Raw genomic sequence first — 14600 nt, forward strand, 5'->3', positions numbered from 1 at the left:
CCGCTAATCCCTCTTTTTTTGATTTAGGCTATTTTATTTTTCTTCTTGTCATAGAAGAACATGAAATAGACGCCTATTATGATAAACGGAACGCTTAACCATTGTCCCATATTGAACATCATGCTGTTTTCAAAATCTTCCTGATTTTCTTTTAGGAATTCGATGAAAAAGCGGAAGGTGAAGATGTAAGTCAGGCAGAGCCCGAAGAAGAAGCCACGGTGCAGTTTCTTGCTGTAATTCTTATACAGGTAAATCATGATGAAGAACAGGATAAGATAAGCAATGGCTTCGTAGAGCTGTCCCGGATGACGGGGGAGCATATCTACACGTTCGAAAACGAATGCCCAGGGCACATCAGACGGTTTGCCGATGATTTCGGAGTTCATCAGGTTGGCAAGGCGGATGAAGCAGGCGGTGATTGGAGTAGCTACGGCAATCATATCCAGCACGTCCATATAATGGAGCTTCGTCTTGCGGCAATACAGCCAAAGGGCGATTATCAGTCCTAATGTACCGCCGTGGCTGGCAAGTCCTTCATATCCGGTAAATTTCCAGTTTCCGTCCGGCATGAACTTGATAGGAAGAATCATTTCCCAAAAATGAGACAGGTAGTATCCCGGGTCATAGAACAGGCAGTGTCCTAGGCGGGCACCGATTAGAATACCAAAGAAACAGTAAAAGAAAAGAGGGTCAAACTTCTTTTCCTCTATCTTTTTATCCCGGTACTGGTAGTGAACAACCACATAAGCAAAGAATATTCCTACTGCCCACAGTAATCCGTAATAACGGATAGAAATGCCGAACAGGTTGAATAGTTCGGGATTCGGGTTCCAGTTGATGGATAATAGCATGGTATTCATTCTATATTGGATTAATGTTAATGATTAGATTCTTTGAATTTCTCCGCAACCATCCGGTAGGTCGGTATATCTATTCCCTGTTCTTCGGCTGCTGCAATCATGTCGAAGAGCAATCCTTGTATTTCCGAGTCGTGTCCGCGTGCCAGGTCTTTTTGCATAGAAGCGGTACTTTCGGGATCGAGCTTGTCAATCACTTTCAGGTTGTAGCTGACTGGGTCTTCGGGAAATTCGACGCCCAGTTTCTTTCCTAAGGCAGCGCTTTCCGTAGAAAGTCCGATAAATGTATCCCGTATCTTTCCCGGTTTCTGCACTTCTCCCATCGGAACGTCGTAGTAAGCACCCGTCACAGCCATTGCGGAGATAAACGACCATTTGATAAACGTATCCCGGTTGATGTCCGGTGAGAGGTCTACCTTTATGCCTGCTTCCTGCAAGTCTTGTTGGATAGCTTCCAGTAATCCGGGTTTTACAACTGTGCCGCGATGAGCGCCGTATACCAACCGGAATATCTTTCCCATTTGGGTGATTTCTCCGGTGCCGGATACGAAGCCTACGATATAGATGCAGCCGTCGAGAACGGTGACTTCCGGAACTAACTTCTGTATGCGCGGCCCTGTGCCATATACATTCAGAATAGGGATGACAACCGTGTCTTTGTGTGCTGCTCTTTTTATCAGTTCTACGATAGAATCGACCGAATAACCTTTTACGCATACAAATATCACATCTGCTTTTCCATTGAATTCTTCAGCGGTAGTAGCCGGAATCCGGAGCGTATGTTCGCCCTTCAAATCCGATTTCAGTTTCAAACCGTTCGTTTGAATCGACTGCAAATGAGCTCCACGGGCAATACAGGTTACATCTTTGCCTGCCAGCGACAAGAATCCTGCGATACTGCCGCCTACACCTCCCGTTCCTGCAATGAGATATTTCATATTGTTAGCGAATTAGTAATTAATAAGTCGTCGGTGGTAACCGATAATCACACGTTGAAACGGAAATGCATGATGTCGCCATCCTGCACCACATATTCTTTTCCTTCCACACCCAGTTTTCCGGCTTCTTTCACAGCTGCTTCCGAGCCGTATTTGATATAATCATCGTATTTGATAACTTCGGCACGGATAAAGCCTTTTTCAAAATCGGTGTGGATCACTCCGGCACATTGAGGAGCTTTCCATCCTTTTTCGTATGTCCAGGCACGTACTTCTTGTACACCGGCAGTGAAATATGTTTCGAGATTCAGGAGTTTATAAGCAGATTTGATAAGACGTGCTACGCCCGATTCTTCCAAGCCTACTTCGGCAAGGAACATTTGACGGTCTTCGTACGTTTCCAGTTCGGCGATGTCCGCTTCTGTTTTGGCTGCGACAATCAGGATTTGAGCATTCTCGTCTTTTACGGCTTCGCGTACCATATCTACGTATTTATTTCCGTTTACTGCGCTTGCTTCATCAACATTGCAAACATACATTACCGGTTTGCTGGTCAATAAGAACAGTTCGTGAGCTATCTTTTGTTCGTCTTTTGTTTCAAAAGTCACTGTACGTGCAGATTTTCCCTGTTCCAGTGCGTCTTTATATTGAACGAGTACATCGTAAGCTAACTTTGCAGCTTTGTCTCCGCCCGTCTGTGCTTGTTTCTGTACTTTCTGGATACGGCTTTCGATGGTTTCCAGGTCTTTCAATTGAAGTTCGTAGTCAATGATTTCTTTGTCGCGGATGGGATTTACGCTTCCGTCTACGTGTGTCACATTGTCGTCATCGAAGCAACGGAGTACGTGGATAATTGCGTCTGTTTCACGGATATTGGCAAGGAACTTGTTTCCTAGTCCTTCACCTTTGCTTGCGCCTTTCACCAGTCCGGCGATATCTACGATTTCTACAGTTGTAGGAACAATTCGTTGGGGGTGCACCAATTCAGCGAGTGCGTTCAGACGTTCGTCAGGAACAGTGATTACACCTACATTGGGTTCAATTGTACAAAAAGGGAAATTTGCCGCCTGTGCTTTCGCATTCGACAAACAGTTGAAAAGTGTCGACTTACCCACGTTCGGTAGTCCTACAATACCACATTGCAATGCCATTTATCTATTTCGTTTTTATTTAGTTATCGATAATCTGACTGCAAAGATAGGCATTTTTAGATTATATACATTGGTTGGAAAACAAATACTTCTTTCTTATATCTATTTAATGAGTGAGGGATGCCGTTTTCAGGCATCCCTATAAATGTAAAGTAAACTTTAGAACGTCATAGGTACGCCTACCATGACACCAAGTGTCTTATCTTCTGCAGGAATTAGCGAGGACATCACATATTGGCTGGAATTGTTGTACAAAGCCGGCCAGCTTTTAATGAAGAATTTGTGTTTTTTAAAGTAACCATCTAAAATAGGTGACAGACATTTGTCGAACTCTTCGTGATTAGGATTGCTTGTATCGAACGGTGTATAATCTCCAAAAGTGATAGAACCATCTGAATTCTTCTGATAGTTGAATGTATAATAGAATCCGTAAGTATCGGCTCCTAATGAACCGTTTTGATATATTTTATAACCAATCTCCACTATACTTCCGTCTGTGTACATGTGTATGGCAACATACACAATATAGAATTGAGTTTGAGTGAATGCAAATAAATTCGAAACAGCAGCTTTATGTTTATCAAAATATTCGGATGACCATTGATTTTGTATATCGTTGTACACTACCATTGTCTGATGAATTGCTCCTGGAGGTGCATTGAATAGAGGAACAATTGGTGTAGTACCTCCTTTAATTTCAAGTATATCATTGCCTACTTGTGTAGTGTATCCGGTGGATGTCTTGTTGAACTGATAAATTTCGTAACCATTAAGGATTAACGGGTTCATCATTACGATATTTCCGTTCAGGTCTATTTTAGAACCTTCTATTTGTAGGGTCGGATTTCCATTGTTAGCGGATAAGAAACCTGTTTTTCTACCATTAGATACAAAATCATACGCTTGTCCTTTATAACTGAAAGTGAAGTATTTTTTTTGATAGATAGGAGCCTGATCCTGATTTTCCATTAAGGCGCCATTTTTGATGGCCTCTCTTTCCTCATTGGTAGCTTTAGTCAGTGTAGCTTCCATTTTGTTTTTTCTTCCTTTTAGGAGAAACTGATCGTTTTTGTAGGATATAATCTCGTATTCGTAGTCTGCTCCTAATCCGGTTCCTGCTTGTCCTGCACCATTCATCAGCTGGTTGGGATCTGCAAAGATAGATAAGAAAGAGTACGTATCAAATGATATAGTTGGTCCTTGTAGTGGCTTGAGTATATAGCTACTTTCAAACGGACTTGCTTTCAAGTCGCGGTAATATTCTACATAATCGAACATCATAGATACTCGATTGTCTGCAGTGAATTGCATCCATAAGGTGTGAATACCTCCTAATTGGGTATTTATTTCTGCAATCCATCCATCGGGAGCTCCTGTGAGTATATCAGTATATTCCTGCATTTTAGTTTGAATCCGTTTATCCGGGTTTTCCATATAAATGTCGGTTTCATTATTGCAAGATGAAAATATACTGCACAATGCTACACAGGTTAGAAGATAATATGTATAAACTATTTTCATAATTATTTATTCTGGAGTGTTTTCATTTACAATTTGATTAATAGCATCTTGTACTAAAGATACTAATCCTTTATTTCCCATTGCGTCGTCATAAAACTGTACGTTCCATACATTTTTAAAGTAATTGATCACAATTTCTTCTTTAGCCAGTAATCTGGTTAAAGCCGTTTGTGCCTGATTGGCAAGGGCTATACGCTGTGCTGTTTCTTCTGCTGTTTCTCCCTCTGAAGGAGGAGACGTTGTTAAACTTTTGAGCAAATTAATTCGATAGTCACGCCATTCTTTTCCATACACCATAATTAATGATGCCACTTCAACGAAATCTTCATCAACTCCCGACATTGCGTATGCGGAATAGAATCCGGCAAGTAATGCGCTTACTTCCGTTTCAGAAGTCCATCCTGTCGGATTATAATCTCCGGCGGATATATCTTTGAAACTGGAATCATACATTTTGGTTTGATGGAGAATATGAGCGAATTCGTGTTCAATGGTATGCATGATAGAACGTATCCAGTCTGCATCACTCGGATTGTAGCTATTACCATCAAATAGTGTAATTTTACGAGCGCCTTCAGCCTGTCCTAATACTTGACTGCCATCTGCATTATATTCCGGGCTACCTACCAAAATGATTTTCTTAGGTGTCATTTCTCTAAGAAATTTATCTCCTGCCAATTGTTTATAAGGCTCAAACCACACTCGTTGAATCATATCCATAGAAGGTTTTACGAAGCGTTCCATAATGGGGACTAGTTGGGCGGTAGTGTTCAGTTCATAACTGTTCCATTTATATTTCACTTCGATATTGTAAGCTTGGGTATAGTTTTCATATAACCATTTATCCAGTTCATTTTTTTGCTCGTCATTTCCACCCAATCCATAAATCTCTTGGTCAAGATTGAGTTTGTCCTCATTACAGGCAGTGAAAATAACAGTACTAATGCAGAATAGTAGCATGAAATATGCTTGTATCCATTTGGCAATGTGATTTGTTGTTTTCATTTTATTCCCATATATTATTTACGTTATTTCTTGGATTAAGTTTTATTCCCGAAATAGTTGCCATTTCCGGAATTTGTAGTACCCTTCGGTCGTCGTCCGGCATTAAGCTGGACTTGCTGCCGTTAGCCTGGGTATGGGTGACGGGGATATTCCAGCGTACAATATCATACCATCTAAGTCCTTCATTATAAAACTCTATACTTCTGAAATCAAGTATTGCAAGTAGGATACCTTTTTTCAAATCACTCCAAGAGTCTGTCTGATTGTACTTATTGATGAAGTGATCAGTATTATTAAGTTTGGTTTTATAGAAATTGAGTATCTTATCGCGTGTAATACATAATTCTTTAGAATCATAATATCTGCTTGATGCCGGGCTTCTTGCTATAACAAAACGTTGGCTGGCATATAAATTTAGATCAGCGATAGCTTTGTCATATTGGTTAAGCATTAGGTGGGCTTCTGCACGGTTTAATAACACTTCTTCCATTCTCAAAACAGGAATATTGGCATACGGCAAAAAGTTGGATGCGTCTAAAGATTCTTGTTTAGTAAATTGGGTAAATTTAGGTATGAAGTAGAAATTGGATGTACCGTAATAGGGAATAGCCCACATACCATTTGTAACATTATCTGCATTGATTGTCTTGCCAATGTCAGTAGAAGATAAACCATATCTTGAATAGAAGGGTAATTCTCCCCAGGCGATTGAAGACAATGCTTCTGTAATCAATAAATTGGCATTGGTGGAAGAACTGCAGAAATACGAACGCATTTCAATATATCCACTTGCATCCATGTAAGTTGTTGCAAAAGGATGAAAGTTGTTGCTTACAAACGAAAATGCAGGATCATCTTTTGAGATATATTGTTGCGGTGTACCATCTTGATTTTTAAGAGGTTCTCCTTTACTATCCGTCAATGTTTCAAATTGTGACGGTATGGAAATGAGTTGATTGGCATATTCAAGTACCTTATCATATTGTTTCATTAATAGATAAAGACGGGTACCAAAGGCGGCAGCTGATTTCTTATTGAAATGATATTTGGGAGCTGTATAAATGCTTCCATCCGTCATAAGAGGATAGCTGTCCTCAAAATCTTGTGTGATTTTTCTATAAGTGTCTGCCACTGTCTCCCGGTCATATTGTTCTACTGGCTGTGTTTCTGGTTTCTCTACATAAGGAATACCCGGATATAACGATGCAGTCGATTCGTCATATTGTTGGGCAAAGAGTGAAGCAAGACAAAAATGTGAGAAGGCTCTGGTCATGAGTGCTTCTCCCTTTTGATTGATTGTGCTTGAAGGTGTTCCTAACTCGTCGATAGAAACAAGCGCTTGGTTAGATACTGCAATAGCTGCATAGCATCCTGTCCAGAAGTTTTCGAAGGAATCATTTCCATTTTCTATCACGTCTTTCCATAAAAAATTTTCACCCATAAAGTTGAATAATGCTCCTGGTTGCGCACCAGAGTAAACACTTCCGAAGTCGGTTATGTAATCACAACGGGTATTGACAATAGCCGCATAAGAAACTTTAGGATACGCATTTACTAGTAATGCGGATACTTTATCCGGAGAATCTATTTGAGTACGTTCGTCGGGTACTTTGTCCAGAAAGTCAGAGCAACTGGTACAAAAGGACATGATTCCAATATATAAGTATATTTTAATTCTCTTCATTGTATAAGGATGATTTAGAAACTGACATCTAATGAAAAAATAACTTGTTTTTGTATCGGTTGGGCTACGCCACCGGTATTGACAAATTCAGGGTCTTGTCCATTCAATTTTTTATCAGAGTATAGTAACCATAAGTTTTTGCCGGTTACTCGTAAACGAATATCAGAGAACAACTTCCATGATTTAAAAAGCTTCTGTGGAATGGTATATCCTACAGATAATGATTTAAGACGGATGAAATCTCCTTTTGCTACCCGTATATCTGAATAATTGTATGCTGAATAAGGATAAGTACTGCTCAAATCTGATATCAGATCTTTATCAGCTATTGCAGGGATATTAGTATGTTTCTCATCTCCTCTGAATTCCCATCTGTTAAAGAACTCTTTGGGGGTTGCTTGAGAATCATTATAACTGCTGTTAAATACAGGATTCAACCGGATTACATTTCCGGCTTGGAAAGTGAAGAAAATATCTAATGAGATACCTTTCCAAGTAAAGGAATTGTTAAACCCTCCTGTATATTTGGGATCTGTCGGTCCTTCGTATTTTAAGTAATCTGTTGAAGTACTTTGGAAATTGATATCACTGGTGATAGTACCATTCTCATCATAGAACATCGGTACACCATTTTCCGGATTCAGACCGGCAAATGGTATAGAGAAAAGCCCGTTCACCGGATACCCGTTTTTATTTCCTCCTGTGATTCCTACCAACGTGTTGATTTGTGGTTGTTGCATTGAATTCTTGATTTCATTTTTGGAATATCCCATAGTGAAAGAACTTGACCACATGAAATCTTTTGTTACAATAGGTTTTCCTGACAATGTTATATCGAAACCGGAGGCGCTTAAGTCGGCACTGTTGGCCCATTTATATCTTTCTCCTCCAATTCCGGAGACTTTTATTACACTTAACAAGTCGAAACTGTTTCGGATAAAATAGTCAAAAGAAAAGTCGAGCCTTCCTTTAAGGAAAGTGGCATCAAAACCAAAATTAGATTGATAACTCTTTTCCCATGTCAAATCAGAATTACCTAATGTGTAAATTTCAATGCCTGATTCGATGTCCGTACTTGGTCGCGTAGTATTGGAATTTATAAAAATGGGTGTTGCATTTGATAATGGAGGCATACTGGCTGTTAATCCAACGCCGGCACGTAGCGCTAATGCATCCAGCCAGACAAAATCTTTCATAAACGCTTCATTACCTATATTCCATTTCCCACTGATATTCCAGGTAGGCAGCCAGCGGGCTGAACTGGAATTTGCCATTGTGTTGGAGCCGTCATACCGTACTGTTCCGGAAATGGAATATCGTCTGTCATAGGTGTAATCAACATTTGCATAAAAAGCGGCAAAACGATCGTATGTCAAAGCTCTTGAATAATAATCAAAATTTTGCTCGATCATTTGTTTCATTATAAGATAGTTCATACTAACAGTGCCTCCCATGTCATATTGGAATCCGTAGCCGGTGTTGCTGTTCGTTTGTCTATCGGAATATTTGATTTGTTGTCCTAATAATGCGTTGAACTCATGTTTCTCATTCCATATTTTGCTGAAACTAACAGAGTTTCTTATATCATAATTTAATAATAAGTTTTCGGCAGTATTATAGAATCCCCCTTTAGGGAGAACAACAATCGGTTCGGCTGACGGATCACTAGGGTCCTTGTAGAGGTAGGGATTGTTTTCTCGAATGGTAGAATTGCCAGCTGCACGATAAGCATTTGCCATATTAGAATTTTCGTGTATTTCATGCTCTTGCTTTGAACGTACATAGCGGATAGCTCCGGTAAAATTGTATTTCAATCCTTTAATAATTTGCCAGTTAAATTCGGCTTGAGCTTTTAAATCTATCACATTCAATTTAATATAGTTATTATCGAGTTCTTCTAAAATATTGAATGGGGCAAAGTTGAGTGTATAATATTCCCGTTCTCCATTTGGGTCGTATGCTCGTAATGCACGGCTTGTGTTTAATGCATAATTGAACGGATTTATATCAAAATTACGTGAGGAAATACCACTTACAACGTCACTGGAACGACTTAATGAACCGGGAGCGTTCTGCATTCTGACAGAACCTACCGTTTGAAAACTAAATCCGATTTTGTCATTTAGCTGGTAGTCATTTCGGAAGTTCATTGTGATTCGATTCACTTTGTCGGCAACAGTCCATCCCGGATCGTTCAAAAAGCCTAATGAAATGTAGGATTTCGACTTTTGTGAACCACTTGATACACTTAATGTATGTTCATTCATTATGGAATTGGTAAATAGCATATCAAACCAATCTGTATTAGCTGCTGCGTGTTCCATTAAAAAGTTGTGACGGGCTGCATATGTATTCTCTAAAAGGTATTGTTGCTTTGATTCATCCCATGTGTTGATTCTATTATACATGATTCCATAAATACCGGAAGACTGGTTATTTACAATGTCCGAAGTTAATAAGCCTTTTCGTTCCATTTCTGCATACACAGACATTTGATCGGCTGAATTCATAATATTGAATTCAGAATAACGTGGTTTGGTCCGTACTGTGTAGTTTCCGCTATAATGAATACGTGGTTTTCCTTCTTTTCCTCTTTTAGTCGTAATTACAACTACTCCATTCATAGCTCTGGCTCCATATAATGCTGTTGCGGCAGCATCTTTTAATACGTCAATTGTTTCGATATCGTTAGTATTGATACCTGCTACGGAGGAGCCTAACAGGGTGGTAGGGTCACCGCTTGCTAGTTGGTCGTTGGATACATTTACCACATCTTCTAATACGATTCCATCTACTACCCACAAAGGTTTGTTTTCTCCATTGATAGACGTGGCACCACGTACACGTATTTTGGGGGCACTACCAAAGGTACTCGATACATTCTGAATAGATACTCCGGCTGCTTTGCCTTCCAGCATACGGCTTATGTCTGTTTCACCGGGCAAATTAATATCATCAGCTTTGATTTTAACGGAAGAGCCGGTAAAGGTTGTTTTTTTAAGATTCTGAAACCCGGTGACTACTACCGCATCCAATAAAACAGAAGATTCTGATAATAATATCGTTACTTTCTTTTGTGTTCCAATGTTAACCTCTTTAGTCTCGTATCCCATAAAACTGACGATAAGGATATCGTTATTATTGACCTTCAAGGTAAAATTACCATTATTGTCCGTAGTTGTTCCGCTCTTGACGTTCTTTATAGTAACACTGGCAAATGGGATAGGTTCTTGGTTAGTAGCATCTAGCACCTTACCAGTAATACTATGTTGTGCACTGGCCCTTGTAAGGCCAATGCACAATATGATAAATAATAGAATAATGTGTTTATTCATGTACCTGTTTTCTTTGGTGATTTATTCTTTTACACAACGTACGCTATAACCTAAGTATCTGCCGTCTGCATTGTTAGGCATGATGGGATAGAATGGTCCGTCATATTCGTCTACTAATGCTGCAGAGAATATATGATAACTATAGGCATTATTAGGATTGTCCGGATAACTGCCCAGCCAACCATTTTGTGCAGTTTTGTATTCAAACAAACTTCCTCCCGGATATTGACCGGTAATGGCATTTAAATGTCCGCCAAACGGGTAAAATATTTTTATGGAGCTATTAGGGCAAAGATAAATACCATTGTCAACATCTTCTCCGTTTATTTCACCATAAGTGTTCATCTTATAAGGCACTCTCCAGCCTGCCGGACATGGATCGTATAGTGTTTTGGTTTTTTCATCACTCTTTTTGTACCATAGTTCAGTACTACCGCTGCCTTCAATTAACCAATCTTTATAAGTAAAATGGTCTGCATCTCCCAAGAAATAGGTATCCGGGTTTTTCACAGCTGTTTCTTTAGATACGGGACCTTTTGCTGTTTTGATATGAATGGAGTAAACGTCTCCCCCTAAAGAGCTGGTTCCTAACTTAGTGATTTGGCTCCAATCAGTCATTATCGGATCCTTTCGACCGCATTGATAATACATACCGATCGTTTTCGCACCGTCAGTTGGTGTTGCACTTAGTGCGCCTAAGTTGCGATCCATCATTGCCTGTGTGGATCCATCTTTCGTTTGATTGTTATCAATTCCCCCAAAACGGTAGATAGCTCCTCCTGTAACATCTGCTTTTCCTGGGTTTTGAGAAATTGCAGGAATTATTCCATTAATATCTCCTCCCGGATTATAATCTGTAATCCAAATGTGCCAGCTCCATAATGGTTTAGCGTCTTGAGCAGGTTCTCCTGCTGTTGCGTCGTAGATTCCTATTAATACATTACCTTCGTTTCCTGTAGGTTTGATTCCTATATAATCATTGGCGGAGCTTCCTTGTTGGGTGGTGAATCTCAGTAATTCCTTAGAACTATCTTTTGTTATGATACGGGCAACCCATTTAGTTACTTTTCCTTGGTTGTTTCCGTCATTCAACATATGATCTGTTTTGAAGCCGCCTTCTTCTGTTCCCCAAAATGCATTTACTCGTTTCACAGGAACCAGTAGCTCATGTTCTGAATTTGGATTCAGTATATAGCAGTTAGCTTCAGCTGCAATGCCTTCTAATGGAATCTTTTCAATAGTGATGCGTTTATCACTGGCATCTGCCAGATTAAGATTAATATTGTAATTATATGCATTATTTCTTGTTACATTGAAATCTTTTTCATTTTCTCCAATGAACATTTTGAAAGTTGCTATTTCTTTATTGCCTTCACTCATTCTTTCACCAACAATTTCAATGAAAGTCGCTAGTTTATCTGTTACCTTGTCTTTGTCTGTTGTGATACTAGAATTTGTTCCCATCAGGTTCTCAGCTATGTAATGGGTATAATTTTCTTCACCGATAGTACATGGGATTTCACTATAGTCTGCAATATTACTTTGAGATATTGTTCCCTTACTAAAGTAATACATTTTATATATATTCTTTAATGCTATGGAAGTTAACTGGAAATCAGAAGAGGTATTATTGATAGTGAATTTTACTTCAGCTGCAATTCGTTCTAATGTGATAGCATCTAATGTCTGATTTTCTTTGGTAATAGAAACTACTTGCTCTCCTACTAGCGGAATTGCGTTAGATGAATTGACTGGTAATGTATAAATAGTATTCTTTAGTGCTTCATAGGTTTGTTTTCCTAATTGGAAAACAATGCTTTTATCTACATTAGCAATTACTACCAGTTTCATATTAGCCCCTGCTACTAATTCTACTGTTTCTGCAGAGTTGATACTGAATCGTAGTTCTTTTATAACTGCAACATTTTTACCTTGTTGATCGAATTCTAATAACCAAAAGTTTTCAATAGAAGTTCTGTTATCATTTATATTGGTTTCCATTGCGTTGATAGGAGCAATATTTAATGATACATTTACATTTGTTTTTTCTCCTTCCGGAATAATAGAGGTGTTTTCGTCGTCTTTTGAACAAGAACTGAAAATTGCGCTTATGATAAGATATGCGCTAAGCCAAATTAGGTTCTTCATAATTCTAGTTTTAAATAATTAATATTGATTTTTTGCTATATCACATTTTATATTATATATTAATAGTTTAATCAAGATGTTATTATAGAATCTGATTTTGCTTACGTTTGATATTGCAAAGTTATGGAATATGATTTATGAATACAAAAAAAGCATTGGACAATAGATATTATATAAATCGCTAATAATTAATGTGTTAATGTAAATAGGTATAGATTACCATTGGACAAATGGCAATTAAATCCTTTTATTATGAATAGATGTTAATGTAAGAAGGAATATTTCAGAATCTTTGAATAAAATCATCTAAAGAGATGTTTTTATCTGTAATGTTTAGTTTTTCTTGTTTGATTCTAAGTTTTCTTTTGCTAATTGCAGCTTTACTTCTGCAGTAGATATTGGCAAGGGTATTTAAATCTAATTGTATTTTTATTAAACAGCAGAACTGAATTTCATTTTTGTCGAGTAGTGGATATTCTTTCTTTAGTCTTACTGTAAATTGATCAAAAGTAGCATTAATATCTTTTTCCAGATTAGCAAAATCCTCATTAGAAAGTTTGATAACGAGATCGTTTGCTTTATTATTTAGAGATGGAATGTTGATAGCCACTAATCTGCGTAAAAAGTCTGCTTGTAGTGAAGATAGTTTTTCTTCTTTTTGAAGATTTTCTATAGCTTGCTGTTGTAGTTTATCTTTGGCTTGAGATATTTCTCTTTCTTGTTTTCGTATACGTTCACTCTTCTTTTTGTAGGTTATGAAGTAGCATAATCCTGTAATTAGTAACGCGAAAGCTGCAATTGCACTTATTTTATATACAAGAGAACTAATTTCTTCCATCTTTTTAGATAGTTCTTTGTTGTTTTTCTGCAGTTTTTCGTTTTGAAATAGATTCTGCATTCTAATAATTGCCACGCTTTGGTTTTGATCTTCTATCGAATCTCTTAATAGTTCATAGGTTTTGATAAATTCTAACGCTTTAAGAATGTTCCCTTTTTTTTCATAAATTTCTCCCAGATAGCTATAACTGAGTGCTTTTGCATATATATATTGGTTTTTACTACTTAGGGTAAAATAATGGATAGCAGAATCATATTGTTGTATATCTTGAAAGATTACTCCTTTGATAATGTAATTGTTATATCGGTCAATTGAATCCTTTTCACATGCAATGGCCTCATTGCAGATTTTTAGTGCGGAAATATAATCTTTTTTATTTATATATGCATAACATATATCGTTTAAAGCAGAAGAGGTGGCTTTGGGATGTACTTTTTGAGCAATAGGGAATGCCTTTTCGAAAAAATAAAGTGCGCTATCGATTTGCTCTTTGGTAGAATAAGCATGTCCCAGATCTGCCAATGCATAATAAATAGACAGACTATCTTTAGAAATCTGTGCATAATTATATCCTCTCCATGCCTCTGTTAACTTATAATCAAATAATCCTTGTTTAGAGTAGATGTCGCACAAGTCATGGGAAATTTTGAATGCTAGATTGTAGTCATTTGCTTTTTCCGCAAAATCTCTTGCTTTTAATAAGTATTGAGCAGCTTCTTCTATGTTTCTTATTTCTTTACTGATAAGTGCAGTATAAAAATATGTTCTTGCTGTTAGTATCGGGTCAGATGTGTCTTTGGAAAAATAATCAAAAGCTTTAAAAACAAATGAGTCCGGAACTAAACTTTGAGCATTGTTATATTTTGCTTGAGCTACTAATAGGCACCATTTTGCATAATCCTTTGGGGACATATTTTCAGGATGCTGGATAGCTTTCAAATATGTCAGGGAACTATCAGGATAAAAATTTATTAGTTGGTCAGCCTTTGATAGATTGGGATGCGGATTGCAAGAAGTAAATATACTAATTACTCCCATAATAATTGTGATAAGTGTATCTTTCCTCATTCCCATTTATCAAGACTTAACAGACCTTACAAAAGTATGAGTAAAAATATAATTC

General features: G+C 37.9%; 9 protein-coding genes. All 9 read right to left on the reverse strand.

The features are described from left to right. Window positions 1–23: 23 nt before the first annotated feature. The 9 genes from lgt to BSAG_RS10040 all read right to left on the reverse strand — a co-directional run bounded on the left by lgt (window position 24) and on the right by BSAG_RS10040 (window position 14545). A complete protein-coding gene (lgt, locus tag BSAG_RS10080; protein ID WP_004317337.1) occupies window positions 24–860 on the reverse strand; it encodes a prolipoprotein diacylglyceryl transferase in 837 nt (278 codons plus the stop codon). Between the two features lie 17 nt (window positions 861–877). Beyond that, a complete protein-coding gene (locus BSAG_RS10075; RefSeq protein WP_004317339.1) occupies window positions 878–1795 on the reverse strand; it encodes a ketopantoate reductase family protein in 918 nt (305 codons plus the stop codon). A 47-nt stretch (window positions 1796–1842) separates the two neighbouring features. Further along, the gene (gene ychF / locus BSAG_RS10070) at window positions 1843–2946 is read right to left on the reverse strand and encodes a redox-regulated ATPase YchF (RefSeq protein WP_004317341.1); all 1104 of its coding nucleotides are present in this window, start codon (window positions 2944–2946) and stop codon (window positions 1843–1845) included. Between the two features lie 159 nt (window positions 2947–3105). Further along, the gene (locus BSAG_RS10065; protein ID WP_004317344.1) at window positions 3106–4467 is read right to left on the reverse strand and encodes a DUF4302 domain-containing protein; all 1362 of its coding nucleotides are present in this window, start codon (window positions 4465–4467) and stop codon (window positions 3106–3108) included. A 6-nt stretch (window positions 4468–4473) separates the two neighbouring features. Further along, window positions 4474–5472, reverse strand: a complete 999-nt coding sequence (locus BSAG_RS10060; protein ID WP_004317346.1) for a putative zinc-binding metallopeptidase — start codon at window positions 5470–5472, stop codon at window positions 4474–4476. A gap of 1 nt (window position 5473) precedes the next feature. After that, a complete protein-coding gene (locus BSAG_RS10055; protein ID WP_004317348.1) occupies window positions 5474–7156 on the reverse strand; it encodes a RagB/SusD family nutrient uptake outer membrane protein in 1683 nt (560 codons plus the stop codon). Between the two features lie 14 nt (window positions 7157–7170). Then, a complete protein-coding gene (locus BSAG_RS10050) occupies window positions 7171–10491 on the reverse strand; it encodes a SusC/RagA family TonB-linked outer membrane protein (RefSeq protein WP_004317350.1) in 3321 nt (1106 codons plus the stop codon). A 21-nt stretch (window positions 10492–10512) separates the two neighbouring features. Then, entirely contained in the window at window positions 10513–12639 is a 2127-nt protein-coding gene (locus BSAG_RS10045) for a DUF4906 domain-containing protein (protein ID WP_004317352.1), read from the reverse strand. A gap of 283 nt (window positions 12640–12922) precedes the next feature. Then, on the reverse strand, window positions 12923–14545 hold the full coding sequence (locus BSAG_RS10040) for a hypothetical protein (protein ID WP_008997579.1): 1623 nt from the start codon (window positions 14543–14545) through the stop codon (window positions 12923–12925). Window positions 14546–14600: the final 55 nt, after the last annotated feature.

Source organism: Bacteroides sp. D1 (assembly GCF_000157095.2).
Taxonomy (GTDB): Bacteria; Bacteroidota; Bacteroidia; order Bacteroidales; family Bacteroidaceae; genus Bacteroides; species Bacteroides xylanisolvens.